General features: G+C 71.4%; 22 protein-coding genes. 5 read left to right on the top strand and 17 right to left on the bottom strand.

Going from position 1 to position 25,486, the window contains the following annotated elements:
* Positions 1 to 4: 4 nt before the first annotated feature.
* Complete coding sequence (locus ACYVK3_RS21470; RefSeq protein WP_460499394.1) at positions 5 to 1,648, top strand: glycerol-3-phosphate dehydrogenase/oxidase; 1,644 nt, start codon at positions 5 to 7, stop codon at positions 1,646 to 1,648.
* Positions 1,649 to 1,661: 13 nt separating this feature from the next.
* On the opposite strand, the gene ACYVK3_RS21465 is transcribed toward ACYVK3_RS21470, so the two are convergent.
* Entirely contained in the window at positions 1,662 to 2,198 is a 537-nt protein-coding gene (locus tag ACYVK3_RS21465; protein WP_460499393.1) for an ArsR/SmtB family transcription factor, read from the bottom strand.
* Between the two features lie 61 nt (positions 2,199 to 2,259).
* Here ACYVK3_RS21465 and ACYVK3_RS21460 point away from each other — a divergent pair, with 61 nt between their 5' ends.
* The gene (locus ACYVK3_RS21460) at positions 2,260 to 3,552 is read left to right on the top strand and encodes an MFS transporter (protein WP_460499392.1); all 1,293 of its coding nucleotides are present in this window, start codon (positions 2,260 to 2,262) and stop codon (positions 3,550 to 3,552) included.
* Between the two features lie 6 nt (positions 3,553 to 3,558).
* On the opposite strand, the gene ACYVK3_RS21455 is transcribed toward ACYVK3_RS21460, so the two are convergent.
* The 11 genes from ACYVK3_RS21455 to ACYVK3_RS21405 form a co-directional block, all read right to left on the bottom strand.
* The gene (locus tag ACYVK3_RS21455) at positions 3,559 to 4,077 is read right to left on the bottom strand and encodes a GNAT family N-acetyltransferase (RefSeq protein WP_460499391.1); all 519 of its coding nucleotides are present in this window, start codon (positions 4,075 to 4,077) and stop codon (positions 3,559 to 3,561) included.
* Between the two features lie 43 nt (positions 4,078 to 4,120).
* On the bottom strand, positions 4,121 to 6,199 hold the full coding sequence (locus tag ACYVK3_RS21450) for a beta-galactosidase (RefSeq protein WP_460499390.1): 2,079 nt from the start codon (positions 6,197 to 6,199) through the stop codon (positions 4,121 to 4,123).
* A 112-nt stretch (positions 6,200 to 6,311) separates the two neighbouring features.
* Positions 6,312 to 7,205, bottom strand: a complete 894-nt coding sequence (locus tag ACYVK3_RS21445) for a carbohydrate ABC transporter permease (RefSeq protein WP_460499389.1) — start codon at positions 7,203 to 7,205, stop codon at positions 6,312 to 6,314.
* Positions 7,202 to 8,137 carry a carbohydrate ABC transporter permease gene (locus ACYVK3_RS21440; RefSeq protein ID WP_460499388.1) on the bottom strand — a complete coding sequence of 312 codons (936 nt, stop codon included), beginning with the start codon at positions 8,135 to 8,137 and terminating at the stop codon, positions 7,202 to 7,204. Before ACYVK3_RS21440 ends, ACYVK3_RS21445 begins: the two co-directional genes overlap by 4 nt.
* 2 nt (positions 8,138 to 8,139) lie before the next feature.
* Positions 8,140 to 9,486, bottom strand: a complete 1,347-nt coding sequence (locus ACYVK3_RS21435; protein WP_460499387.1) for an ABC transporter substrate-binding protein — start codon at positions 9,484 to 9,486, stop codon at positions 8,140 to 8,142.
* An 8-nt stretch (positions 9,487 to 9,494) separates the two neighbouring features.
* The gene (locus ACYVK3_RS21430) at positions 9,495 to 10,580 is read right to left on the bottom strand and encodes a LacI family DNA-binding transcriptional regulator (RefSeq protein ID WP_460499386.1); all 1,086 of its coding nucleotides are present in this window, start codon (positions 10,578 to 10,580) and stop codon (positions 9,495 to 9,497) included.
* 110 nt (positions 10,581 to 10,690) lie between these two features.
* The gene (locus ACYVK3_RS21425) at positions 10,691 to 12,037 is read right to left on the bottom strand and encodes an FAD/NAD(P)-dependent oxidoreductase (RefSeq protein ID WP_460499385.1); all 1,347 of its coding nucleotides are present in this window, start codon (positions 12,035 to 12,037) and stop codon (positions 10,691 to 10,693) included.
* Positions 12,034 to 12,291, bottom strand: coding sequence for a (2Fe-2S)-binding protein (locus ACYVK3_RS21420; protein WP_460499384.1), 258 nt, complete (start codon positions 12,289 to 12,291; stop codon positions 12,034 to 12,036). Before ACYVK3_RS21420 ends, ACYVK3_RS21425 begins: the two co-directional genes overlap by 4 nt.
* Entirely contained in the window at positions 12,288 to 13,469 is a 1,182-nt protein-coding gene (locus ACYVK3_RS21415; RefSeq protein WP_460499434.1) for an NAD(P)/FAD-dependent oxidoreductase, read from the bottom strand. Before ACYVK3_RS21415 ends, ACYVK3_RS21420 begins: the two co-directional genes overlap by 4 nt.
* A gap of 76 nt (positions 13,470 to 13,545) precedes the next feature.
* Positions 13,546 to 14,154 (bottom strand): helix-turn-helix domain-containing protein, encoded by a 609-nt coding sequence (locus ACYVK3_RS21410; protein WP_460499383.1) that lies wholly within the window; start codon positions 14,152 to 14,154, stop codon positions 13,546 to 13,548.
* 75 nt (positions 14,155 to 14,229) lie between these two features.
* Entirely contained in the window at positions 14,230 to 16,146 is a 1,917-nt protein-coding gene (locus ACYVK3_RS21405; RefSeq protein WP_460499382.1) for a GTP-binding protein, read from the bottom strand.
* Between the two features lie 169 nt (positions 16,147 to 16,315).
* Between ACYVK3_RS21405 and ACYVK3_RS21400 the strand changes: the two genes are divergently transcribed.
* Positions 16,316 to 17,521, top strand: coding sequence for a serpin family protein (locus ACYVK3_RS21400; protein ID WP_460499381.1), 1,206 nt, complete (start codon positions 16,316 to 16,318; stop codon positions 17,519 to 17,521).
* On the opposite strand, the gene ACYVK3_RS21395 is transcribed toward ACYVK3_RS21400, so the two are convergent.
* From ACYVK3_RS21395 to ACYVK3_RS21385, 3 genes are all read right to left on the bottom strand, one after another.
* Entirely contained in the window at positions 17,518 to 18,165 is a 648-nt protein-coding gene (locus tag ACYVK3_RS21395; protein WP_460499380.1) for a hypothetical protein, read from the bottom strand. The two genes, ACYVK3_RS21400 and ACYVK3_RS21395, sit on opposite strands and share 4 nt — an antisense overlap.
* A gap of 160 nt (positions 18,166 to 18,325) precedes the next feature.
* On the bottom strand, positions 18,326 to 20,080 hold the full coding sequence (locus ACYVK3_RS21390) for an ABC transporter ATP-binding protein (protein ID WP_460499379.1): 1,755 nt from the start codon (positions 20,078 to 20,080) through the stop codon (positions 18,326 to 18,328).
* Entirely contained in the window at positions 20,077 to 21,738 is a 1,662-nt protein-coding gene (locus tag ACYVK3_RS21385) for an ABC transporter ATP-binding protein (RefSeq protein ID WP_460499378.1), read from the bottom strand. Before ACYVK3_RS21385 ends, ACYVK3_RS21390 begins: the two co-directional genes overlap by 4 nt.
* A 204-nt stretch (positions 21,739 to 21,942) precedes the next feature.
* On the opposite strand from ACYVK3_RS21385, the gene ACYVK3_RS21380 reads away from it, so the two are divergent.
* Positions 21,943 to 22,383 carry a MarR family winged helix-turn-helix transcriptional regulator gene (locus ACYVK3_RS21380; RefSeq protein WP_460499377.1) on the top strand — a complete coding sequence of 147 codons (441 nt, stop codon included), beginning with the start codon at positions 21,943 to 21,945 and terminating at the stop codon, positions 22,381 to 22,383.
* Between the two features lie 44 nt (positions 22,384 to 22,427).
* On the opposite strand, the gene ACYVK3_RS21375 is transcribed toward ACYVK3_RS21380, so the two are convergent.
* Positions 22,428 to 23,267: a beta-keto acid cleavage family enzyme gene (locus ACYVK3_RS21375; protein ID WP_460499376.1), complete on the bottom strand. Its 840-nt coding sequence runs from the start codon at positions 23,265 to 23,267 to the stop codon at positions 22,428 to 22,430.
* A 1-nt stretch (position 23,268) separates the two neighbouring features.
* On the bottom strand, positions 23,269 to 24,786 hold the full coding sequence (locus tag ACYVK3_RS21370; RefSeq protein WP_460499375.1) for a KamA family radical SAM protein: 1,518 nt from the start codon (positions 24,784 to 24,786) through the stop codon (positions 23,269 to 23,271).
* Between the two features lie 152 nt (positions 24,787 to 24,938).
* On the opposite strand from ACYVK3_RS21370, the gene kdd reads away from it, so the two are divergent.
* Positions 24,939 to 25,486 (top strand): L-erythro-3,5-diaminohexanoate dehydrogenase (kdd, locus tag ACYVK3_RS21365; RefSeq protein WP_460499374.1); only part of this gene is annotated, 548 nt, incomplete at its 3' end.

Genomic DNA, 25,486 nt, shown 5'->3' with positions numbered 1-25,486 from the left:
GACCATGACCACCCTGCAGGGCGTCCCGGGCCTCGGGTCGCACCCGGCCGACGGCACGTTCGCGTCCGTCAACGCGAATCCGAGCCGTGCCGAGAGCCGCGAGCAGCTCTCGAAGGGCACCTTCGATCTGCTGGTGATCGGCGGCGGCATCCTGGGCATCTCCACCGCCTGGCACGCCGCCCAGTCGGGGCTGCGGGTGGCCCTGGTCGACGCCGGCGACTTCGCCGGCGCCACCTCCTCGGCCTCCTCGAAGCTCCTCCACGGCGGACTGCGCTACCTCCAGACCGGCGCGGTGAGGCTGGTGGCCGAGAACCACTTCGAGCGCCGCGCGCTCACTCGCGCGGTCGCTCCGCACCTGGCCAAGCCGCTCACCTTCCATCTGCCCGTATACAAGGGAGGGCCGCACGGCGCGGCCAAGCTCGGCGCGGGCGTGTTCGCCTATTCGGCGCTGTCCGGTTTCGGCGACGGCGTCGGGCGCTTGATGAGTCCGGCCAAGGCCCGGGCCGATGTGCCCGAGCTGCGCACCGAAGGGCTCAAGGCCGTGGCCGTATACGGCGACAGCCAGATGAACGACGCCCGTATGGCGCTCATGACCGTCCGCGCCGCCGCCCAGTCCGGCACGAGCGTCCTCAACCACGCCGAGGTCACGGGCCTGCGGTTTTCGGGCATGCACGGCACCGCAGGGCGCGTGAGCGGCGCCGAGCTGCGCGACCGCGTCGACGGCACCGAGTTCGGCGTCGACGCGCGTGTGGTGCTCAACGCGACCGGCCCGTGGGTCGACCACCTGCGCCGCATGGAGGACCCGAGCGCCGCCCCCTCGATCCGCTTGTCGAAGGGCGCGCACCTGGTCCTCAAACGCACCGCCGCGTGGCGGGCCGCGCTGGCGACCCCGATCGACAAGTACCGCATCACGTTCGCGCTGCCGTGGGAGGACATGCTCCTGCTCGGGACGACCGACGAGGAGTACACCGGTGACCCCGCCGACGTCGCGGTCACCGAGGCCGATACCGCGCAGATCCTCGACGAGGCGAGCCGGTCGGTGCGCGACCGGCAGCTGCGGCGCGAGCTCATCACCTATGCCTTCGCCGGGCTCCGGGTCCTGCCCGGCGGTCCCGGCGAGACCGCGAAGGCCAGGCGCGAGACCGTGGTGACCGAGGGCCGCGGCGGGATGCTCTCGGTGTCCGGCGGCAAGTGGACCACGTTCCGCCACATCGGACGGACCGTGATGAGCAAGCTCGCGGCCATGCCGGGATACACGCTCGGGAGTGAGATGGAGCCGCTGTCCGCGCTGCCCAGGCGACTGCCGCTGCCGGGCGTCGCCAACCCGAACGCCGTCGAGCACCGCTTGCTCAGCGACGGCGGCAGGCCCGTCCCTCGGCTGGGCGAGGACACCGCCAGGCACCTCGCCACGCACTACGGCTCGATCGCGTTCGACGTCGCCAGACTGGCGGGGGAGTACCCCGAACTGGCCGAGCGGGTCCACCCGGACGCGCCGGAGATCTGGGCGCAGGTGGCCTATGCCCGCGACCACGAGTGGGCCGAGACCGTCGACGACGTGCTGCGGCGGCGCACCACCCTGACGATCCGCGGTCTGGACACGCCCGAGGTGCGCGCGAAGGTGCGGCGGATGCTCGAGCGCCGAAGCTGAACCGGGCGCCCGCTCAGTCCCGCCCCACGTCGGGGTGGATCGCCACGAACAGCGAATAGGGCTTGGCGTCCGGCCCCGGCTCCAGGTTCGCGAACTCGGACAGCAGCGCCTGCAGGCGCCGTTCGACCTCCTCGTACTGCTCCCGGTCCAGGCGCAGTCCGAGCCTCGACGTGGCCACCTGCGCGGGGTCGGGCACCTGCGCCACTTCGGACTGGAACACCTGGAGCATGGCCCCGGCCAGGCCGGAGCGGTGCTCGTCGCCCAGCCGCAGCTTCCAGGACTTGCGCGTCGCCAGGTACGGGATCTCCCGGGAGCCCCGTGCGCCGAGCCGCTCCGGTTGCGGCGCGAGGAAACCGGTGGCGACGAGTTTGCGCACGTGATGCAGCACCGTGGCCGGGTTCGCGCCGAGCCGCTGCGCGATCTCCTTGTTCGTCAACGGATCGTCCAGGCACAGCCGCAGGATGCGCAGCCGCACCGCGGAGGCCACCGCCTTCGCCTCCGCCTCGGTGGCCAGTTGCCTCTCGTCACGCTGGTTGCTCTCGTCTGCCACGCACTCATCGTAACGGCTCGAGTGATTGACATTATTCAACTGATTGGTAATACTCAATCACATGCATCCGTCCCCAACGCCGCCCCGAGCCGCACCCCGACGCGGCGGACTCCTGCGCGACCACGATTTCCGAGGACTGTTCCTCTCCACCACCGTGAGCCAGTTCGGCCAGCAGATCACCATGCTCGCGCTGCCGCTGGTGGCCGTCATCGCCCTCGAGGCGAGCGCCTTCGAGGTCGGCGTCCTCGCGGCGGCGAGCTCCCTCGCCTTCCTCCTCGTCGGCCTGCCCGCCGGAGCCTGGGTCGACCGGATGCGCCGCCGCAACGTGCTCATCAACTGCGACCTCGCGCGAGCGGCCCTCCTGCTGACCGTGCCGCTGGCCTGGTGGGCCGACGTCCTCACCATCTGGCACCTGTACGTCGTCGCGCTCCTCGGCGGCGTGTTCACCGTCTTCTTCGACGTCGCCTACCAGAGCTATCTGCCCCACCTCGTCGGGCGGGCGAATCTGATTGAAGGCAACGCCAAACTCGAGACGGTCCGCTCGACGGCCCAACTGAGCGGCCCGGCACTCGCCGGACAGCTCATCGGATGGCTCGGGGCGCCCCTCGCGCTCCTCGTGGACGCCGTCACCATGGCCGCCTCCGCCCTGTTCGTGGTGCGCGTCCGCAGCAGGGAGCCCGAACCCGACATCGCGCACGGCACGAAGCTCACCGCCGAAGTCCGCGAGGGCCTGTCGTTCGTGCTCGGCAACCGTCACCTGCGCGCGATCATCTGCTCGACAGGGTGGTTCAACCTCTGCTCGGCCGGATTCATGGCGATGGTGGTGGTCTTCCTGCCGCGCGAGCTCGGGCTCGCGCCCGGCCGGATCGGCCTGGTGCTCGCCGCGTTCGGGGTGGGGGGCCTGCTCGGTTCCCTCGTGGCACGCAGGCTCGCCGCATGGATCGGGGAGGGCCGGGTGCTGTGGGTCTCGCTCGCTTCGACCGCGCCGGGCATGCTGCTCATGCCCGCCGCCGACCCCGACTGGACGCTGATCTCGGCCGCGGCGGGCATGACCGCGGCCGGCGTCGGAGCGGTCGTCTACAACGTCACCCAGGTGAGCTTCAGACAGCGGCTGACGCCTGACCGCTTGCTCGGCAGGATGAACGCCACCGTCAGATTCCTCGTCTGGGGGACGCTGCCGGTGGGTTCGCTCATCGGCGGTGCGCTCGGCGAGGCCTACGGGACGCGCACGGCCCTGTGGATCGCCGCCGCGGGCTGCTGCCTGAGCTTCGTGCCGGTGCTGCTCTCCCCACTGCGGAACCTGCGCGAACTGCCGCGAGCGGCGGACGAGGACGAAGCCGCCGCAGCGGTCTGAGCAGGCTCAGCCGAACTCCTCGAACGCCTTGGGATAGGTGAACCGGCCACGCAGCGCCTCGCGCCAGTTGGCGAGCGTGCGCACCTGGAAGTACGAACCCCAGTTCGGATCGACCGGGACGATGCCGTGCCGCTCGGCCGGCACGAAGCCGAAGCGGCCGTAGTACGCCGGGTCGCCCAGCAGCACGATCGCCGGCTCGTCCCGGGCGTCGGCGGCGGCGATGACGGCGTGCATGAGCGCCGAACCGATCCCCTTGCCGTGCAGTGCGGGCTCGACCCCGATGGGGCCGAGCCCGAGCACGCGCTCACCGGCGATCCGGCCGTAGGTGCAGACCACGTGGCCCGCGATCGTCCCGTCGACCTCGGCCACCAGCGACAGCTGCGGCACCCAGTCCTCGCCGCCGCGCAGGGCGTCCACCAGGTCCGCCTCGTGCCCCGAGGCGTGCGGGGCCGCGGCGAAGGCGGCCTCCTCCACGGCGTGGACGGCCGCCAGGTCGTTCTCGGTCTCGCGTCGAATCACGGTCATCGTGCGAGTATCCAGCCGAGCGTGAACCGCCGCAACGGATTTTCTACGGCTCGACGAGCACCCGGACATCCCAGGCGCCGAGCCGCAGCGACTCGCCGGACGCGTAGTCGGCCCCGCCCAGCGGATCGTGCACCGCCGACGGCAGTGCGAACGACGCCTCCTCCCACGACCAGTTGTGGAGGAAACGCACCCGCCGCCCCGCGCCGGTCGTCCCACTGGTGCACCTCACACTCGGATTCGCCGGACGCCACCGGTCCCGGGGAGCGACCCACGAGAACAGGGCCTTCGCCAGACCCGGGCTCGGCACCGTCCCGACATAGGTGATCCGCCCGCTGCCGTGCGGCTTCGTCGAGGCGGCCGTGAACTGCCCGTAGTGCGGGTGCTCGTACTCCACCAGCGCCTCGGCCCCGTCGAGGCGCAGCCCGTCGGCCCACCGCGTCGCCGCCGCGTCCTCCGGCATTACCAGCGGCGAGCCCTCCGGGGCCCGCACGCCGATCCGCGAAGCGAGCGTGGCGAACTCGTCGTACCAGACCCCGGCCGCCTCCGCCAGCCGCGCGGGCTTGACGTCGGTGCGCGCCCGGCACTCCTCGTCGCCGTAGCCCGTGCGCGGGCCGATGATGAGGTGCCCGCCCGCCGCGGCGTACGCCGCGAGCCAGTCCAGAGTCTCGTCCGCGGCGACGTAGAGCCCGGCCGCCACCAGGACCGGGTACCGCTCGGCCACCGCCGCGGGCTCGTCGAGCTGCTCGACGTGGACGATCCGCGTCTGGAGCCCGGCGTCGAAGGCGCCCCGGTAGAACGGGTCGACGATCGACTCGTACGACTTGCGGTCCGGTCCGCCGTCCTCGGTCGCCAGGTGCGGCTCCGAGGCGAGCCCCCACTGGCTCGACTTGGAGTAGAGCACCGCCACGTCGGCGTCGGGCGTCATGTCGGCGAGCACGTCCCCGGCCCGGCGCAGCTCGGCGCCGAGCCGCGCCAGCTCGCCGTAGGCGCGCCCGGGCTTGAGGCTGTGCGGCAGGATGCCGCCCCAGTACGTCTCGGTGCCGAAATGGAGCGTGTGCCAGTGCCAGTACTCGACCATGCGCGCCCCGCGCGAGACCAGCGCCCAGCCCGCCTGGCGCCACTGCCCGTCGAAGGCCGGCTCGTTGCGCCACGACTCCCCGATCGCCTGCGCGTTGGTCTCGGTCACCAGGAACGGCTCCTGCCGCGAGGAGTACATCCGGTCGGCCGAGTGGTACAGCGCCCAGGTGCCCTCGGTCCGCCAGTCCGCGGCGGCGCCGTCGCCGCGGGGCAGCGCCAGCGCGTCCTGCATCCGGTAGTACGGGTTCCCGGCCGTGATGTCGAGCCGCTCGGTCAGCGCCCGGTCGTCCACCGCCGGCCTGGGGTAGGAGATGCAGGTCGTGACGAACTGGCCGTCCCTGGAGTACTCGCGCGCGATGTCGGCCTGCCATCCGATGAACTCGGTGGTCAACTCGGCTTGGAACCGCCGCCACGCCAGCGCGTACTGGGGCTGCGCGTTCCCGTCGGGACGCCACAGGTCGGCCCATGTGGACAGGCGGTGCGACCAGTACACCAGTCCCCATTCGCGGTTGAGGGTCTCGACGTCGCCGTAGGTGTGCCGCAAGTGGTCGGTGAAGCGCTGGAACACGCCCTCGTTGTGGAAGATCTGGAGCCCGGGCTCGTTGTCGACCTGGAAGCCGATGACCGACGGGTGCTCGGCGTAGCGGCCGAGGATCTTGCGGATCACCCGCTCGGCGTGGAACTTGAAGCCCGGGTGCGTGTAGTCGACCTCTTGGCGGGCGCCCCATCCGATGCGCTGGCCGGTCCGGTGCTCGCCGGCGATCTCGGGGTGGAGCCGTGCCAGCCACGGCGGGACCGCGTACGTGGGTGTGCCGAGTACGACCCCGATGCCGCGTTCGTGCGCGCCGTCGAGGACCGGTTGGAGCCAGTCGAGGTCGAACCGGCCGTTCTCTGGCTCCCAGGTGCTCCACACCGATTCGCCGACGCGGATCACCGAGAAGCCGGCCTCCGCCATGAGATCGAGGTCGGTCTTCAGGCGCTCATAGGGCTGGTACTCGTGGTAGTAAGCGGCCCCGAATAGGATCGGGCTCGGCCAGTTGCGCATGGGCGGTGGTTTCCTTACTGCTCTCGATGAGGGGGCCGGATGCCGTCCTCGCCTTCCTCGGCGAAGCTTGCGAGCCATACATTCGATTCGGCATCCGGCCCGGCTGGAGGGTTCACTGCTTGACGCCGCCGGTGAGCAGTCCCGACTGCCAGTAGCGCTGCAGGAACAGGAATGCGAGGATCAGCGGGACGATGGACAGCAGTGCTCCGGTGATCACCAGCGGCACGAGGTCGCCGCTGGCGCCGCCGGACGCCGACGCCTGGCCCTGCCAGCGCGCCAGTCCCACCGTGATCGGGTACAGCTGCGGGTCGTTGAGCATGATCAGCGGCAGGAAGTAGTTGTTCCAGGTCTGCACCAGCGTGAACAGCAGGACGGTCACGAACCCGGGCGTGAGCAGTCTGAGCACGACGGTGAAGAAGATCCGGAACTCGTTCGCGCCGTCGATGCGGGCGGCCTCGATGACGCTGTCGGGGACGGCGCTCTCGGTGTAGATCCGCATGAGGTACAGCCCGAAGGGGTTGACCAGCGACGGCAGGATGATCGCCCACGGCGTGTTCACGAGTCCGATCTCGCTGAACAGGAGGTAGGTCGGGATCGCCAAGGCGGTCATCGGCACCATGATCGCGCCGAGCACGAGCATGAACAGCGGCCGGTTGCCGGCGAACTTGTACTTCGCGAAGCCGTAGCCGCCCAGTGCCGCCAGCAGCGCTCCGCCGCCGGCCGCGGTGACGGCGTACAGCAGTGTGTTGCCCAGCCACCGCACGAACACGCCGCCGTCGTGGGTGACGGTCCGCTCGATGTTGGCGAACAGCGAGAAGTCGTCGGCGAACCAGAGCCCGAAGGTCGAGAACAGGTCGCCGGTGGTCTTGCTGGAGGCCACCAGGAGCCAGAACAGCGGCAGTACGAAGTAGATGAGCGCGGCGAGCATCCCCAGCGTCAGGAGGTTGCTGCGCCTTCCCTTGGCGCGCGGCGGCTTCAGCGGTCGGTCCGTCGTCGTCGCGCTCATGACCGGCTCCTGCGGGTGGTGAGGAACATGAACACGTAGGAGCCGACGAAGATGACCAGGCCGAGGATGAAGGAGACCGCGGCGGCGTAGTTCAGCTCGCGCCCGACGAACGCCAGGTTGTAGGCGTACAGGTTCGGCGTGTAGGCGCTGTCGATCGCGTTGGGCGCCAATTGGTCCATCAGACTCGGCTCGTTGAACAGCTGGAAGGAGCCGATGATGGAGAAGACCAGGCACAACATGAGCGCCGGCCGGATCGAGGGGATCTTGACGTTCCAGGCGATCCGCCAGGGGCCGGCGCCGTCGACGGCCGCGGCCTCGTACAGCTCGGAGGGGATCGCGCGGAGCGCGGCGTACATGATGACCATGTTGTAGCCGGTGAACTCCCAGAACACGATGTTCGCCAGCGAGCCGAGCATGAGGTCGGGGCCGAGGAAGTTCGGCGCGCTCGTTCCCAGCGTCTCGGCCAGCTGCGCGATGGGCCCGAAATCGGGCCCGTACAGGTAGCCCCACATGAGCGCGGCGACCACGCTCGGCACCGCGTACGGCATGAAGAAGCCCAGTCGGAAGACCTTGGACAGGCGCACCAGCCCGCTGTCGAGCGCGAGCGCGAAGAACAGCGCCATCGAGAGCATGATCGGCACTTGGATGACGAAGAACAGCGCTACCCGGCCGATGCCCTCGATGAGCTGCTCGTCGCCGAAGGCCCGGACGTAGTTCTCCAGGCCGACGAAGACGGTGCCGCCGATGAGCTGCTCGCGGAAGAGGCTGAGGTAGGCCGCGTAGGCGAGCGGCACGAGGAACATCGCCATGAACACGAGCAGGAACGGGGCCACGAAGAGGTACCCGACCGAGGCCTGCCGCCGTCCGCGCGCTCGGGCCCGCCCGGCGAGCGGCCGGGCGGGTGGCGCCTGTGGAGTCGTCGTTGCGGTCATGACTACTCGACCGTGAAGCCCTGGTTCTCGGCGTAGGACTCGATGCGCGACTCCCATTCCTCCATGGCGGCGACGGCGTCGGCCTGGTCGGCGAAGGCCGTCCCGACGGTGTCGTTGAAGTCGGCGTAGACCTGGTCTTGGAACGGCGACCACTGGAACTCGTTGGTGACCGTCTCGCTGATCTGGGCGAACAGTTCGTTGACCTTCTGGCCGCCGTAGAACTCCAGCTCCATCCCGGTGAACTCGGGGTCGGCCAGGGTCGCCTTGGTCGGCGGGAACAGGAACTGCTCGGTGGCCATCATCATGGTCGACTCGGGATCGGAGTTGATGAACTCGGCGAACTTCGCGGCCGGAATCGGGTGCCGGCTGCCGCTCATGACCGCGTCGGTGGAGCCGCCCCAGTTGGCCGAGACGGGGTCGCCGCCGGCCTCCCACTGCGGGAGCGGGGCGGCCCGCCACAGGCCGCTGGTGGACTCGGCGGCCGTGGACAGGAAGACCGGTCCCCATGCAGCGGTGAGCCAAGTGGCGTACTTGCCGCGGTTGAACGCCTGGTACCACTGGTCGTTGAAGTCGGCGTCGGTCGAGACCAGGCCCTGCTCGGCGAGGTCGCCCCAGTAGGAGGCGACCTGTGAGGCGGTCTCGCTCTGGAGGTCGACGCTGAGCACCTCGCCCTCGGAGCCCTCGAACGGGTTCGCCCCGGCCTGCCAGAGCATGCCGGCGAACCAGGCGGGCTGGTTGGGCGCGACGTTGGTGAGGTATACGTCGGGATCGGCCTCGTGGAGCGTGCGCGCGGCCTCGGCGAAGGCCTCCCACGTCTCGGGGACCTCGATGCCGTGCTGCTCGAAGATGTCGGTCCGGTAGAGCATGCCCATCGGGCCGGAGTCCTGCGGGACGGCCCAGACCTCGCCGTTCGGCCCGGTGACCTGGCTCCAGGTCCAGTCCACGAACTGGTCGGCCAGCCCGTCGGCGAGGTAGGGCCGCAGGTCGAGCAGATTCTGGGTGATCGAGAACGACCGGATCATCTGGAACTCGATCTGGGCGACGTCCGGCGCGCCCTCGCCGGCCTCCAGGGCGGTGCGCAGCTTCGAGTAGTGGTCCGCGCCCTGACCGGCGTTGACGAGGTTGACCTTGATCTTCGGGTACCGCTCCTCGAACAGCGCGATCTCGTTCTCGATGTCGGGGACCCAGGTCCAGAAGGTGATCTCGGTTTCGGTGTCCATGGCCGCGTCGATCTCGTCCTGGCTGACCTCGGTCGGGGTCTGGGCCTCCTCGTCGTCGCCGCAGGCGGCCAGCGCGAGCGGACTGGCGAAGGCGGCGGCGAGGCCCTTGCTCGCGGTGCGACGGCTCATTCGCGGATTCATTTCGGTTCCTTTCGTTGTGGCGCTTCGTTGCGCCGGTCGAGAGGCGGCGGTGCGGTCGAGGAGCGGACGACCAGGACGCGACGCCGCTCCGGTCCCGGCTCGGCGGGAGCGGCGGCGTCCTGGAGGCGCCGCAGGAGGGCGTCGAGGCCGTGGATCGCATCGGCCTCGAAGTCCTGCCGGATGGTGGTCAATGGCGGGGTGAGGTAGGCGGCGGCGGGGATGTCGTCGAATCCGACGACGCTGACGTCTGCGGGGACGGCGCGCCCGGCCTCGCTGAGCGCACGGATCAGGCCGATGGCCATCTCGTCGTTGGCGCAGAAGACGGCGGTCACCTCGGGATCGGCGGCGAGCGCTCGTCCCGCCTCGAAGCCCGAGGCGGGGGACCAGTCGCCCTCGAGCGGTTCGGGGGCCTCGATGCCGCGGTCGCGATGGGCCGCCTGCCAGCCTTCGAGGCGCTCGCGGGCCTCCCACCAGCGCAGCGGGCCGGCGATGTGCCACACCCGGCGGTGGCCGAGATCGAGCAGATGCTCGGTGGCGCTGCGGCTCGCGGAGATCGTGTAGCCCCCGGCGATGAGCACTTGCTCGGGCGGCAGCCCTGGCGCGTGGCCGAGGCTGATGACGGGGATCTCGGTGTCGAGATGGAGCTCTTGGCCCTCGTCGATGGGCTCGGACAGGAGGATCCCGTCGACGCCCTGGTCGAGGAGCCAGTCGATGGCATGCTGGATCGAGTCCGGCTCGCCTTCGACGGTGTTGGCGACCATGAACGAGAACCCCGCGGCGCGGGTGGCGCGCTCCAGTGCGACGAGCATGGACGCCGGCCCGTACAGCGCCGTGCCCAAGGAGACGACGCCGATGCGCTGGAAGCGCCCGGTGATGAGGGCCCTGGCGGCGTGGTTGGGGCGGTAGCCGAGTTCACGGGCGGCGGCGAGGACCTTCCGGCGGGCCTCGGCGCTGACGTAGCGTTCGTCGTTGATCACCCGCGAGACGGTCTTCTGGGAGACCCCGGCCAGGCGCGCCACGTCGTTCATGCCGGGTGGGCGGCGCCTGGCCCCGGCCTCGATCGACGGTATCTGGTCGTCCACGGCGGTCTCCTGACCCGAAGCTGACTACGTAGTCATGAGTAACCTATGGAACACCGTGAGGCCCTGTCAAGTGCGTCCGCGTGGATTTTCGACGGATTTTGTTGGGAGCGTTACCGCAGCTCGTCTTCGCCCGAGGTCGCTTCGGCGAGCTCGCCGAGCCGCACCGGCGATGCCATCGGACGGCGGCGGAAAGCGTCCGCGCCCTCGGCGGGCAGCCCCGCCAGCTCGGCGACGTTCCGACCGCACATCCGGCCCTGGCACAGCCCGAGCCCCGCCCGCGTCGCCGACTCCAGCGGCCCGGCCCCGCCGATGCCGAGCTCCTCGACGGCGCGCCGGACATCGCCGTAGACGACCTCCTCGCAGCGGCACACCAGCGTGTCCTCGCGCAGCCACCCGCGCCAGCCCGGCCGGATCGGATAGGCCTCGTGCAGCGCCTCGGCGAAGCGCCGCCCCGACCGGACGCGGCGCAGCGCCCGCACCGGCGGCCTGACCCGCGCTCCGAGCCGCTTCGCGGCGGCCGTCCCGGCCACGTCGCCCTCGTCGGCCGCCAGCTCGGCGCCGCCGATGCCGGTGAGCTCCCCGGCGGCGAACACGCCCGGCGTCGAGGTGGCCTGCGCCGCGTTCACGGCCACGAACCCGCCCGCGATCTCGCAGCGCGCCGCTATCGCCAACTCCAGCTGCGGCGTGAACCCGAAGCCGACCGCGATCGCGTCGACCTCGAAACGCCGCTCTGTATGCGGCACCGGATTCCAGTCCGCGTCGACATGCGCGGCGAGCACAGCATCGACCCGGTCGGCGCCCAACGCCGCCATGACCGCGCCGCGCCGCACGATCGGCACCCCGTGGCGGGCGAGCACGGCCGCGTACCGCGCCAGCTCGCCCGACTTGCGCCAGCCGGCGAGCGCACCGCCGGGCCGCGAAAGCCACCCCGTGACGGGATCATTGGCCTCAAGGATCGCCTCGACTCGCGCGCCCGCGGCGCACAGCGACGCCGCCGCCCGCAGCAGGAACGGGCCGGTCCCGGCCACCATCACCCGCTCGCCGATCGCGATGCCCTGGCCCTTCGCCAGCGCCTGCGCCGCTCCGGCGGTGTACACGCCCGGCAGATCCCATCCCGGGAACGGCACCGTCCGGTCGTACGCGCCCGTGGCGAGCACGAGCGCCCGCGTCTCGATCGCCCGTCCCGTCCGATCGGGACTGTCGGCCGGGCCGGTCCTGATGTGGACCCGGTGCCCCCGCGCCGTCGGCTCGATCGCCCACACCACCGACTCCGAAAGATGCTCGACGCCGTCCGGCAGCCCGAATCGCTCGCCCGGCACGCGCCCGTCCTGCCGGTGGTACTGACCGCCGAGTTTCGCGGCGGCGTCGACGAGCACCGCCTCGACCCCGCTCGCGGCGGCGGCGCTCGCGGCGGCCATCCCGGCCGGCCCGGCCCCCACCACGACCACCCGGCTCATGACGACGCCCCCGGCGCGCCGGCCGATCGGATCTCGTCCCCGTCTGCCACCAGCCGCTGGCAGGCTCGCACCTCGCCCACGCCGTTGACCGTCACCAGGCAGTCGAAACACACCCCGATCCCGCAGAACAGCCCTCGCGGGCGGGCCCCGAACCTCGTCGCCCGCCAGGAGTCCCGGCCGGCGTCCAGCAGCACCGCCGCGACGGTCTGCCCCGGCTCGGCCGTCCGCTCCGCACCGTCCACTCGCACTCTCATCGGCCCGCCTCCAACGTCACCAGGGGCCGATCGGCCCGGAACGGTTCAGGATCAACGATCGGCTCGCGCCCGGTGAACAGGTCCGCGAGCAGCCTCCCGGTGCCGGCGGCCAGCCCGATCCCCGCGCCCTCGTGCCCGGCCGCGTGCCACAGGCCCGGCACGCGCGGGTCGGCGCCTATCACCGGTAGACGGTCCGGCGTGTAGGGCCGGAAACCGCCGTAGGCACGCGTCACCGGCGCCGCCACCAGATCGGGGAACAGCCGGACCGCTCCGCGAGCGAGCCGGCGCAGCACCTCCACCTCGAGGTCGGTATCGAACGCGACGCTCTGGCGGCTGGAGCCGATGAGGACCGTGCCGGACCTGGTGGACTCGACCACCGTGGAGACCTGGAGGTCGACGTCCGCGCTCGCGACCGCGTCGACGTAGCCGGCGTCGTAGACCTTGCGGCCGACGAAGCCCGGCAGGGGCGCGGTCATCAGGACCACGCCGCGTCGGGGCCGCACGTCGATGGGCGCGCCGATGAGCTCGCTGAAGTGGCCGGCCCAAGGGCCGCAGGCGTTCACGACCGCGCGGCACGGGATCGCGTCCACGCCGGTGCGCACCCCGACGACGGCGCCGGAGGCGTCGGTGACGATGCCGTCGGCGGCCACCGGGCTGTGGACCTCGCCGCCGCGGGCACGCAGCGCCGCCAGGAGGGCGGCGGTGGCGAGCACCGGCTGCAGCTTGGCGTCGTCCGGGTAGTGGGCGACGGCGGTGATCGCGTCGGTCAGGTGCGGCTCCAGCTCGCGGGCCCGGTCGGCGTCGAGGTCCTCGACCTCCAGCCCGGCGGCGCGCTGCGCGGCGGTGAGCGCCGCGAGCGGCCCGAGGGCCTCGGCGGTGGTGGCGACGACCAAGCCGCCCTTCGGTTCCCATTCGACCTCGGCCAGTTCGGGCCCGATGAGGCCGCTCAGCTCCTCGAGCAGCTCGGGCCAGCGCCGGCGCGAAGCCTTGGCGAACTCCAGAGCGGGGCCGGGCTCCTTGTCGGAGACCAGGATGTTGCCTTCGCCTGAAGCGGTGGTCGCTCCGGCGGGTGAGGCACGGTCGAGGACGAGGACCCGCGCGCCGGCCGAACTGAGCGCCTCGGCGCAGGCGGCACCGATGATCCCGGCGCCGACCACCACGACATCGGCTGACTCGATCCCACTCACCTCCGTCCATCGTCATGAACGTTGCGCGACTCGACGGCGCGCGGGCCTTGCATCGGCTCCCGAACGCTCACCCGGCCTCGCCTCCCAGCGTCGCACACGAGCGGCCCACCGCGCTCGGTTCCGCGCCGGAGGGGTATTCGAGCAGCAGCACCGACGCGACCGGACCGCCCACGGTCTCATACATATGCGGGTCCTGTGCCGGGAAGCTGATGTAGTCGCCGGCCGCCAGCTCGTACGGCGCCTCAGGAGGACCGACGCGCAGCCGTCCTTCCGCGACGACGATGTGCTCGCGCCCGGGGTGTCCCTCCGAACGCTGGACCTGTCCCGGCCGGATCCGCTGGTCGAACACCTCGAGGACGGTCCGGTCGAACTCGAGGCGGCGCAGCATCCGCAGGTCGACGGCCTTGCCGCTCAACACCTCGAGTCCGATCGAGCGCGCCAGCACCACCTCCGGGTCGCGCCGTTCGTCAAGCAGCGACGGCACCGGCACTCCCAGCCCGTCCGACAGACTGAACACCGTCTCGATCGTGGGATTGCCCTGCCCCGACTCCAGATGCGACAGCGTGCCCTTGGCGATCCCGGAGCGCCTGGCGAGCTCGGACAGCGACATCCCCGCCCGCTCCCGCAGCGCCCGCAGGTTCGCCGCGAGCGCCTGACCGGCCTGTTCCCTGAGCACCGGTACCCCCCTCAGCCAATTGGTGAGAGAGGGTTACCCCGCTGCCGCCCAGACATGTCCGAGCCGTTCGGCGGATCACCTCCGCCTCGGCGGCGGCCCCCAGACGGGCCGGTAGCCGTTGAGTTCGGCGACGAACACCGCCTGCCCCTGCGTGGCCGACGGCAGGCGCGTCTCGAAGACCACGACCGCCTCGGTCGCCATCGTCCCGCTCAGGTAGCCGGTGCCACCGGCCGAGAACTGGCCGGTGATGGCCGCGGACGCCTCGCGCAGCAACTGCAGCACCGCGCCCGACGAGCCGCTCGGGAACTCCAGGTCGAAGCGGTGCACCGGTTCGTACACCGTCGTCCCCGCCTCACGCAGCATCCCCTCGAGCAGGAACCGCGTCGCCTCCCGGAAGTCGTTCGCGGTGCTCGCCCTCCCGATGTAGCCGGTCGCCGTCAGCGACACCAGGCAGTCCGTGACCGCCCAGCCGTACGGCCCGCGCCGCAGCACCTCGTGGACGGTCTCCTCGACGGCGTTGTGCAGCGCCCGCGTGAGCGAACCGCGCTGGACCTCCAGCTCATAGCGCGGGCCCGAGCCCGGCTCGCCCGGCTCGATCTTGAGCCCCACCGTCGCGGTGTACGGCGTGGCCTGCCACCGGCCCATCTCGTGCAGTGCCTCGGCGGCACCGTTGATCCGTTCGATGTGGATCGCGCGTGTCTGGTCGAACTTGACACCGATCCCGAACTCCTCGGCCAGGAGCGACGCCACGACCTCCTTCTGCACCTCGCCGTAGAGCCGCACCGCCATATCGCCGGCCAGCTCGTCGAGGTGCGGATCCACCAGCGGGTCGCGCTCGGCCAGGCTCGCCAGGGCGCCGTGCAGTCGGATCCGCTCGGACGGATCGACCGGCCGAACGACCGTCTCCAGCGTCGGCGGCGTGAACAGGCCGCCGGACGGCAACTCATCGGGTGAGCCGATCGCGTCGCCGATGCGAATGTCGCCGAGCCCCGCGACCTTCGCGATGGCGCCCGGCGGCGCGGCGCCCTCCGACACCGAAGCGCCGTCGGCGAACACGCTCACCCCCGTGACCTTGCCCTTGCGGACCTCCACGGCCCCTTCGGCATTGCGGCGGAAGACCGTCAAGCGCTCGCGCGGCCGGAGCGTGCCGCCGCGCAGCCGCACATACGCGACCTTCTGCCCGGACGACCCGTGCTCGACCTTGAACACCGACCCGCGCGCCCGTCCGGTCGCCTCAGACGCGGGAGCGGGCAGGTAGCGCCTGATCCCTTCGGTGAGCGCCGCGACGCCCGCGCCGGTCACCGCCGAGCCGAAGTACACCGGGTGCGCCGCGCCGCGGCGGGTCTGCTCGGCGAGCTCCGCTTCGCAGTCCAAGGCGCCGAGCGGGTCCGGGTGCTCCAGATAGGCCGCCAGGAACTCGTCGCTGCCGGTCGCGAGCACCTCGGCGGCACGCTCGAAGCACTCCGGCCGCTTGAACGCGACCGGCTCCACCACGGCGCCGGCCGTGCCGATGCCGCTGACCTCGCCCATCGGCACGATCTGCGGCGTCAGCTTCGCCGCGACGTCGCGCAGCAGGGCGTCCTGACGCGCACCGGGTCGGTCGATCTTGTTGACGAACAGGATGGTCGGCACCCCGAGCCGCCGCAGCGTCCTCATGATCACCCGCGTCTGCGACTGCACGCCCTCGACCGCCGAGACCACCAGGACCGCGCCGTCCAAGACGTGCAGCGCCCGCTCGACCTCGGCGATGAAGTCGGTGTGGCCGGGCGTGTCGATCAGGTTGACCGTGAGGTCGTCGAGCGCGAACGCGACCACCGCCGACTGGATCGTGATCCCTCGGCGGCGCTCCAGCTCCATGGAGTCGGTCTGGGTGCTGCCCTTGTCGACGCTCCCGACGCGGTCGATGATCCCGGCGTCGAACAGGAGCCGTTCGGTGAGACTGGTTTTACCGGCGTCTACATGCGCGAGTATCCCCAGGTTCAGAAAGTTCAATGAAAGTCCTCGGAAGAGCGATCTGTTGGCCTGGCGTGAGGTACTCCGCTGTTCGCCGCATCGCGATCTCCTCTTGCTCCGAGTGGACGTTCGGCCCGAGGCTAAGCGGGCACGCCGGATCGGCGCAAGCGGTTTTCCCCTCGCCCTCGACGGCGATAGAGTCCGAGACATGGGCATCGGTGAGCACGGAACGGGAATCGAACAAGCGCTGTCGCGATCCGAGGTCGCGGCGGCCAACGAGCTGACGCGCCGGTGGTTCGCCGCCCGGGAGCGGCCGCCTGCGGCCGCCTCGGGCCTCGGCCTCTGGCCGCTGCTGACCGCGCTGGCCACCGGCGCGAGCGGCGAGACCAGGGCGGAACTGCTTGAGGCGGCCGCGATCGGCGCCGAACGCGCCGACACGGTCACGGGCGCGATCCTCGCCGCGGCGCGGACGTCGCCGGCGATCCGCTTGGCGCTCGGGGTGTGGGCCGGCTCGTCGGTCACGCTCGATCCCGAGTGGATCGCGAAGCTGCCGGCCAACGCCGTCGGTTCGCTCACCGGCGAGGCGGAGGCCGACCAGGCCACGCTCGACCTGTGGGCCGCCGAGGAGACCGAGGGCGTCATCCCTCGGATGCCCCTGGACCTGACGCAGCCGATCGATCTCGTCCTCGCCAGTGCGCTGACGGTGCGCACCACGTGGGTCACCGAGTTCCGCGACGCGGAGATCGAGTTGAGCACAGGCCCGTGGTCGAGACTCGGGCGGTGCCGCGTGCTGTCGAACACCATCTACGACGACGTGCTGCGCGTGAGCGAGGAGGCGTCGGTCCTGACCGTTCCCGGCCGCGACGACGTCGACGTGCTGCTCGCGATCGGCCGTGAGGACGGTCCGCCGAGCGCGGCCGTGTCCGCCCTGTTCGACGCCGCGGGCGACCCGGACTGGGGCCGGTCCGCCGCGGATATGGCAGTGGGGGAGGAGGCCCCGGGCGTCAACGTCAGCGAGTACCGCTCGCCCGATCGGCAGACCGCTCCCGAGATCGCCGTGCAGACGGTGCGGTTCTCGGCCTCGGCCGAGCTCGACCTGTCCGAGGACGCCGCGTCGCTCGGGCTCGAGCGGGCCTCCGATGAGGACTCGGCAGAGTTCGACCGCCTCGCCGCGCAGCCGACGTACGTCAGCCAGGCCCGGCAGACCTGCACGGCGACGTTCAGCGCCACCGGTTTCGAGGCGGCGGCGATCACCGCGGTCGCGATGACCCGCGCCGCCGGGCTCCCGAAGACGGAGCACGTTCGCCGCAGGGCCGCCGTGGTGTTCGACCGCCCGTTCGCCTACGCCGCTCGACACCGCCCGTCGGGGCTGATCCTCGTCGGCGGCTGGGTGGAGGAGCCCGAACTGGTTTAGGGACGGCCCTCGGACAGCGGCGCGGAATGCCACTGCCAGTCCGGGCCGACGGGCTCGTGCCCGGGCAGATCGCCGCGGCCCGCGGCCCACAGCAGCGTCGGCCACGGTTCGGTGTCGGTCGGTGCGTCGGGGAAGAGCCGCGCGAGCGTGCGGGCGCACAGGTCCGCCGGCGGGTGCCACTCCAGACCGAGCCCTTCGGCGAGGTCGAAGGCGTGGAGGATCGTCTCCGCCACGCCCATCGCGGCGAAGCCCTCGGGGTCGGCGACGCCCCAGATGTGCCAGGCGCGCACGTCCGGCGTCCTGCCGCGCGCCATGCCCGAGACGAGGCCGCCCATCGCCACCAGCAGCTCCAGTTGCGTCGCCGGTCCCTTGGAGCGGTCGCCGGTGATCGGCAGGAGCGGCCCGTCGACGCCGGGGCGCTCCCACAGCAGCGGCACGCCGCCGGGGACTCGCGGCGTGGGAGGGGCGAGCCTGAGCGCGTAGGAGAACATGCCGTTGTTGAGGTGGTCGATGGCGTCCCAGCAGGAGCATTCCATGGGCCCGGCCTGCCGGTCCCACGCCTCGGCGGGCGCCTCGCCGAGGGTTTGGGCGGTGAGGTGTACGGCGAGTTCGACGTCCTCGCCGGTGACGATGGTCCTTGACATCCCTGGACCATACCGTCACCGGCCCTGCCGAACCAGCCCTCAGCGCTCGCCTTCCGGGGCGGCGTACCAGCGCCACCGCGCGAGCCGCCCGTGCCCGGGCAGATCGCCGCGGCCCGCGGCCCACAGCAGCGTCGGCCAAGGGTCCGTATCGACCGGCGTGTCAGGCTCCCTTCGCTCCCCGCCACGTCAGCCACAGCTCCGCGTACACCCCGCCGGCCTCCAGCAGCTCGGTGTGCGTGCCGAGCTCGACGATGCGCCCCGCCTCGATCACGGCGATGCGGTCGGCGGCCCGCGCCGCCTGCAGCTGGTGCGCGATCGCGATGACCGTCCGCCCCGTGAGCGCCGCCGCCAGCGCGGCCTCGACGTTCCCGGCGCTGCCCGGATCGATACCGGCCGTCGCCTCGTCCAGGATCACCACGTCCGGATCGGCCAGCACCACCCGCGCCAGCGCCAGTTGCTGGATCTCGGCCACGCTCAGCGCGAAATGCTCCTCGCCGAGCATCGTGTCGAGCCCCTCGGGCAGCGCCGCGGCCCATGTCGCGTCGACCTGCCGCAGCGCCGACTCGAGCGCCGCGTCGTCGGCGTCCGGCGCCGCAAGGATGAGATTGTCGCGCACGCTCGCCGTGAACACGTAGTGCTCCTGGGTGACCAGGACGACGCGCCGTCGCAGCTCCTCGACGGGGATCTCGGACACCGGGACCCCGCCGAGCGTCGCCGAACCCGTCCGCGGCCGGTCGATCCCCGCCAGCAGCCGCGCGATCGTCGACTTCCCCGCCCCCGAAGGCCCGACCACCACGAGCCGCTCGCCCGGACGCGGACGCAGACTCAAGCCGTGCAGCACGTCGGGGCCGTCCCCGTAGCCGAACGTCACGTCCTCCAAGGCGACCGCGGAGCCCTCCGGCCGGGCCGAACGCTCCTCGGCCTCGATGAGGTTGACGCCCTCGACGCGCGCCAGCGCCGCCCCGCCCTGCTGGAACTCGTTGATCTGCGTCATCACCATGTTCGTCGGATTCCCGAACCGCAGCGTCACCATGACGCTCGCGACCACCGTCCCGACGGTGAGCCCGCCCTCGAAGTACCACAGCCCGGCCACCAGCGCCACGACGCACACTTGCAGCCGGTTGACGAACTGGAGGAACGGAAAGAAGCCCATCTGGAGCCGCAGCACCCGCACGAGCCTGTCGTACAGGGTCTCCGCCCGCTCGGCGCCCGCCGCCAGCCGCTCCTGCTGGAGCCCCAGCGACGCCACCGTCCGCGCCCCCGCGGCCGAGGCGGCGAGCGTCTCGGCGGCCTCGCTCATCGCAGAACGCTGCGCCAAGAACGCCTCCCGCGCCCCGCGCAGGTAGCGCCTCGCGTTGAGCACCAGCAGCGGCACCGTCACCAGCGCGCACAGCCCCAGCACCGGATTGACGACGAACGCCGCCGCGTACAGGACGATCAGCTCGATGACCGCCGTGGCGACGTGCGGGCCGTTCTCCCGCAGCAGCTGCGCGACGGCATTGACGTCGCTGGCGGTGCGCGTGCCCAGGTCGCCGGTGCCGGCCTGCTCGATCCGGTCCAGCGGGAGCGTGACGACCTTTCCGACGACCCGCTCGCGCAGCCGCGCCGCCGCCCGCTCCCCGAAGCGGTAGCCGGCGCCGCGGCCCAGGCGCGTCAGGACGAACTGCACGGCGACGCACCCGAACAGCGCGGCGCACACCAGGTTCACCTGCGTTGCCGTCCAGCCGGTGCCGATGCCGTCGACGACCCTCCCGAGCAGGATCGGCAGCGCCGCCCCCGCCGCCGCGGCGAGCACGTACAGGACGGTGACCAGCAGCGCCCGCCGCTTGTCGGCGGCGACGATGTGGACGATGGCCCGGCGCACCTCGGCGCGGGAGGCGATCGGCAGGCGTTCGGGGGAGGCGGCGAGGGTCATGCGATTTCCAGGTGCGAGGCGAGGCGGCGGTAGTCGGGGTGGGCGGCGGAGAGCTCGGCGTGGGCGCCCGTGGCGTGGACCTTCCCGTCGACCATCCACGCCACGCGGTCGGCGTGCGCGAGCCACAGCGGCGAGGTCGTGGCGACGAGCGTGGTCAGGCCGGCCCGCGCCTCGGCGACGCGCGCGGCGATGATCGACTCGGTGTGGGCGTCCACCGCCGAGCTCGGCTCGACGGCGAGCAGCGTCTCGGGTTCGGCGGCGATGGCCCTGGCGAGGCGCAGCCGCTGGCGCTGGCCGCCGGAGAGATTCCGGCCGCCCTCGGCGACCCGGCCGTCGAGGCTGGAGCCGAGACTCGAATAGACGTCGCCGGCGCAGGCGGTCTCGATCGCGCTGAGGGCCTCGTCGCCGTCGACGCGAAGCGTGGAGGCGAGCGTCCCGGTGAACAGGTAGTCGTCGTCGCTGAGCAGCATGACGCGGCGGCGGACTTCCTCCAATGCCACCTCGGACAGCGGCACGCCGCCCCACAGCGCCTCGGAGTCGCGGTAGCGGGCGAGGCGCTCGCAGGCGGCCTTCGCGGGCGCGGCTTCGGCGCTGACGAGGACGGTGAGCGCTCCCGGCTCGACGCTCAGGGCGCTCTCGGGGTCGTGCAGTCCACCGGCGGCGGCGCGGGACCCGCCGCCGGTGTCGATGTCGTCCCCGGTCTGGAGAAACGCGCTGATGCGCTTCGCGGCGACCCAGGAGTGGACCAGTTCCATCGCCGAGTGGATGAGGTTGCCGGAGACGACCACGAAGATGGTGCAGACGGCGAAGGCCGTCGCCAGGCCGCCGATGGTGATGTCGCCCGCGAGGGCCTCGAGTGCGCCGACCCAGGTGACGGCGGCGAGGAACGTGACCGGCAGCGCTTGGCGCAGGGCGTAGATCCAAGAGTTCGCGTTCGCGACCCGGTAGCCGGTGCGCCGCAGCTCGTCCGATTGCTCCTCGTAGCGCCGGGCGAACAGCATGTCGCCGCCGATGCCGCGCAGCACCCGCAGCCCGCCGACGATGTCGGCGGCGCGCATGGTGAGCCTGCCGACGCCGAGCCGGTAGGCCAGTTGGCGCCGCTGGAGGCGGCCCAGCAGCGGTCCGGCGATGAACCCGGTGGCGACGCCGCCGCCGATGGTCACCGCGCCGAGCAGGGGGCTGATCGTCCACACGATGACGGCGCCGACGGTGAACATGCAGACGTGGTTGACGATGTGGCCGAGATGCCCCGAGACGCGGCCGGAGTGGAAGACGTCGTCGGTCGAGAGGCTGATCATCTCGCCGGTGGAGACCTTGCCGCGCACGCCGGGTCCGGCGTCGTTGAGGTGCTTGGCGAGGCGCTTGGTGAGCCCGGCGCGCACCGAGGAGTCGGCGAGGTAGAACTGCCGGTAGCCGCTGATCCACAGGATCGGGTGGACGATCGCGAGGACGAGCATGACGCAGAGCCACATCGCGAACGCTCCGGCCGCGCGGGGGACGATGGCCTCGTCGACCAGTCGGCCGATCAGCCACGGCTGCGACATCGACGCGGTCGCCGCCGTCATGAACAGGAGGGTGCCGCAAACGAGCCGGGGGGTCTGTGGTCGCAGGGGGCTGGTGATCAGGCGCCACGGGGCGTCCGGGGGAGCGGTCGGCATGGTTTCCAAGCTTACCTGCCGGCCGGTTTATGATCGAGGTGGAGCGGTCGAACGACGGCACGGTTTGGGCGGTCCACTCGCGTCATCCCCGTCTCCTCGGCTACCGTGATCGGTGTCCGAGCGCGGCTCGCGTCCCGAACCCGCGGCGTCTCGGACACCGAACCCCCTGGGCGCGCACGGCGACCGACTCGAGAAGTAGGACTGATGGACACCCCCAAGCCGATCGGATACTGGGTCAAGCACCTCGACAACCTGCTGGAACGCCAATTCCAGGCGGCGTTGGAAGACCGCGATCTCACTCGCCGCCACTGGCAGGTGCTCAACGTCCTCTACGGCGGCGCCCGCTCCTCCGAGGAGCTCGAGGAGTCGCTCGCCCCGTTCTGGGTCGACGACGGTCCCGACCTCGAGACGATCCTCCACGGCGATGGCGGCCTGAGCCCGCGCGGCTGGATCCGCCGCTCCGAGCTGCTCGTCGGCCTGAGCAACGACGGCTACGACGCCTATCAGAAGATCGCGGCAAGGGTGGAGGAGACCCGCGAGACGATCCTTCACGGGCTGAGCGCCGAGGAGTACGCCGAGACCATCCGAGTCCTGTCGGTGATGGCCTCCAACATCGAACGCGCCCTGCGGCCGCCGCTGACCTAGCCGCACGAGAAGGGCCCGGCCGCAGCGCGGCCGGGCCCTTCCGGTCAGTCGGCGTCGCGGATGCCCAGGAGCCTTCGTGCCTCCATCGCGGACATCGCTGGGCGCTGAGCGAGTTCCGCCGCCTCCGCAGCCCGGCGGACCAGCTGCTCGTTGCCCGTGACCGGCTGACGCCTCGCGAACGACACGGTGTCCTCCATGCCCACCCGCAAGTGCCCGCCGTGGGCGAGTGCAGCGAACATTACCGGAAGCGTCGTCCGCCCGATGCCGGTGGCCGAGAAGGTGGTTCCCTCGGGTAGGTAGCGTCGGACGGCTTCGGCGAAGGCCGTCACCGTCGACGCGTCGCCGGCCGCCGCGCCCGGGACGCCGAGCACGAAGTCGACGTGGACGTGTCCGCCGAACGGCAGCCCGTGGCGGTCGAGCAGCCGTTCGAGCGAAGGCAGGTGCCCGAGGTCGAACAGCTCGTACTCGGGCACGATCGCGCGCTCGCGCATCCGCCGGTGCAGCTCGACGATGAACTCCCAGCGGTTCATGAACACGCCGTCGCCGAAGTTGACCGTGCCCATCGTGCAGGAGGCCATGTCCGGCTGGGCGTCGAGCACCGCCAGGCGCGCGGCCTCCGGATCGGTGACCGCCCCTCCCGAGGAGAGCTGCACGACGAGGTTCGTCGAGTCCCGCAGGGCGGCGACCGTGTCCCGCAGCCGTCCCAGGTCGAGCGTCGGTTTCGCCTCGGCGTCGCGGATGTGGACGTGGATCACCGACGCGCCCGCCCGCTCGCAGGCGACGGCGGTCGAGGCCAGCTCGTCGAGCGTCACCGGCAGTGCCGGAACCTCCCGCTTGTCGACCTCGGCCCCCGTCGGAGCCACCGTGATGAGCGTCGAGGCCATCTCAGACCCCGGAGTCGACCGACGGCTGGCCGCTCGCCTCGCGCGACCGCGCCGCGGCCTCGTTCCCTTCGTCCCTCGCCCAGGCCGACATGGTCAAGTGTTCACTCGAGCTCGGGTGGTGGGCGACGGGCGGGCGCATGTCCGCCCACCACTGCTGCCCGGCCTTCGGGAGCGTGTCGATCGGGTCGTAGAACGGGTACCGGCGCGTCAGCGCGTCCGGGTCGTCGGCCTCGATCGAGGTCCGGTAGTTCTTCGTCCAGTACGAGATCCCGAGCTCGCGGTCGTACTCGGACAGCTGGTGGACCCAGCGCTTGCCCACCATCGGCACGTCGCAGATGATCCTCGGCGTCGCGTACCCGGGCAGGTAGCCCATGATCGCGGTCTGGAGGTCCTTGGCCTGCGACACCGAGGTGCGCCAGTGCTCGGCGTTCGGGATCATGTCGCACATGTAGAAGTAGTACGGCAGGATGTTCGCCTCGCCCTGCATCGCGAAGCACAGGTCGAGCAGGTCGGCCGAGGTGTCGTTGACGCCGCGCATGAGCACGCCCTGGTTGCGCACGTCCCGCACGCCCGCGTCCAGCATGGCGGCCGCGGCCGCCGCGACGGTCGGGGTCACCGAGTTGACGTGGTTGATGTGGGTGTGGATCGCCAGACTGACGCCTTGGCCGGCGGCGCGCTTGGCGACGCGGCCCATGCCTTCGACGATCTCGTCCTGGAGCCAGTGCTGCGGCAGGCCCATGAGCGCCTTCGTGGCCAGGCGGATGTCGCGGATCGTCTCGATGTCGAGCAGCTTGTCGAGGAAGTGCTCGAGGCTCTTCCACGGCAGGTTGGCGACGTCGCCGCCGGAGACGACCACGTCCCGGACACCGGGGTGGGCGCGCAGGTATTCGAGGATCGCGCTCTGGCGGTCGACGGGCTTGAGCGCGAGCTTGCGCTTGTCGACGGTGGGGGTGGAGTTGCCGACCAGGTCCATGCGGGTGCAGTGCCCGCAGTACTGGGGGCAGGTCGAGAGGAGCTCGGCGAGCACCTTCGTGGGGTAGCGGTGCGTCAGGCCCTCGACGGCCCACATGTCGTGCTCGTGGAGCGAGTCGCGCGCCGCGAAGGGGTGGGAGGGCCACTCGGTGTGCCGGTCGGACAGGACCGGCAGCATGTACCGGCGGATCGGGTCGGCGTAGAACGCGTCCGTCCACGACCCCGGTGCGGTCGGTTCGATGTCGGGCACCATCGTGTTGAGCATCTGCGGGGGCAGCAGCATCGACATCGTCGCCGCCCGCGCCATGTCGGCGGCCAGGTCGTCGTAGAAGGATTCGTGGAGACGCTCGCCGATCACGGCGCGCAACTGCTTGACGTTCTTGACGCAGTTCACGCGCTGCCACTGGGCCGAGGCCCACTGCTCCTCGGTGACGTCCCGCCAGCCTGGGAATCTGGTCCAGTCGGGCTCGACCAGCGTTCGCCTGCGGTACTGGTAGGGCTGTTCGATCACGGTGGGTCGTTGCTCGCCGATCGGTCGGTCGGTCACGTTCGTACCTCCATGCCCGGTATGTTGGCCGGGGAAGCCGTACAGACGACGGATAGTCGCCTTGTGACGAGGATAACCTTCCGTTACAGTTGTGCGCTAGGTCTCGCATATTGAGACCGTATAAATTCCTCACAAATCGAAGGGCGGCAACGATGTCGACAGGCTCACAGGTCGGATCGCACCGAGTCGTCAGCCCCGCCGGGGTGCTGCCACAAGCGGCCGACCAGCTGAACAACGACCCCGAGATAGCCGACAACGAAGTCCGGATCCGCGTCGAGCGGCTCAACCTCGACGCCGCCTCCTACCGGCAGCTCCACACCGCCCACGGCGGCGACGGCGACGCCATCAGGGCCGAGGTCCTGCGCATCATCGAGCGCCGCGGCAAGATGCACAACCCCGCCACCGGCTCCGGCGGCATGCTCATCGGCACTGTCGACGCCGTCGGCGACCGCTCCCCGCTCGGCCTCAAACCCGGCCAGAAGGTCGCCACGCTCGTCTCCCTCACCCTCACTCCGCTCGCCGTCGACGACGGCCTCGCCCGCTGGGACGGCCTCACCGAGCAGATCCCCGCCTCCGGGCACGCCATCCTCTTCGCCCGCTCCATCGCCGCCGTCCTGCCCGACCACCTCCCCGAAGCGCTCGCCCTCGCCGTCTTCGACGTCTGCGGCGCCCCCGCCCTCGTCCGCCGCGTCGTCGCACG

The organism is Glycomyces tarimensis (assembly GCF_054776215.1).
Note: the sequence above shows the minus strand (reverse complement) of the source record. Positions and strands in the feature narration are given on the sequence as shown.

Coding starts and splice junctions, on each gene's coding strand:
- ACYVK3_RS21425 (WP_460499385.1), bottom strand. CDS start 12,037: ATGAGCCGGGTGGTCGTGGTGGGGGCCGGGCCGGCCGGGATGGCCGCC.
- ACYVK3_RS21435 (WP_460499387.1), bottom strand. CDS start 9,486: ATGAGCCGTCGCACCGCGAGCAAGGGCCTCGCCGCCGCCTTCGCCAGT.
- ACYVK3_RS21385 (WP_460499378.1), bottom strand. CDS start 21,738: ATGCCGACCGCTCCCCCGGACGCCCCGTGGCGCCTGATCACCAGCCCC.
- ACYVK3_RS21450 (WP_460499390.1), bottom strand. CDS start 6,199: ATGCGCAACTGGCCGAGCCCGATCCTATTCGGGGCCGCTTACTACCAC.
- ACYVK3_RS21395 (WP_460499380.1), bottom strand. CDS start 18,165: ATGTCAAGGACCATCGTCACCGGCGAGGACGTCGAACTCGCCGTACAC.
- ACYVK3_RS21460 (WP_460499392.1), top strand. CDS start 2,260: ATGCATCCGTCCCCAACGCCGCCCCGAGCCGCACCCCGACGCGGCGGA.
- ACYVK3_RS21390 (WP_460499379.1), bottom strand. CDS start 20,080: ATGACCCTCGCCGCCTCCCCCGAACGCCTGCCGATCGCCTCCCGCGCC.
- ACYVK3_RS21455 (WP_460499391.1), bottom strand. CDS start 4,077: ATGACCGTGATTCGACGCGAGACCGAGAACGACCTGGCGGCCGTCCAC.
- ACYVK3_RS21470 (WP_460499394.1), top strand. CDS start 5: ATGACCACCCTGCAGGGCGTCCCGGGCCTCGGGTCGCACCCGGCCGAC.
- ACYVK3_RS21375 (WP_460499376.1), bottom strand. CDS start 23,267: ATGGCCTCGACGCTCATCACGGTGGCTCCGACGGGGGCCGAGGTCGAC.
- ACYVK3_RS21400 (WP_460499381.1), top strand. CDS start 16,316: ATGGGCATCGGTGAGCACGGAACGGGAATCGAACAAGCGCTGTCGCGA.
- ACYVK3_RS21445 (WP_460499389.1), bottom strand. CDS start 7,205: ATGAGCGCGACGACGACGGACCGACCGCTGAAGCCGCCGCGCGCCAAG.
- ACYVK3_RS21380 (WP_460499377.1), top strand. CDS start 21,943: ATGGACACCCCCAAGCCGATCGGATACTGGGTCAAGCACCTCGACAAC.
- ACYVK3_RS21420 (WP_460499384.1), bottom strand. CDS start 12,291: ATGAGAGTGCGAGTGGACGGTGCGGAGCGGACGGCCGAGCCGGGGCAG.
- ACYVK3_RS21440 (WP_460499388.1), bottom strand. CDS start 8,137: ATGACCGCAACGACGACTCCACAGGCGCCACCCGCCCGGCCGCTCGCC.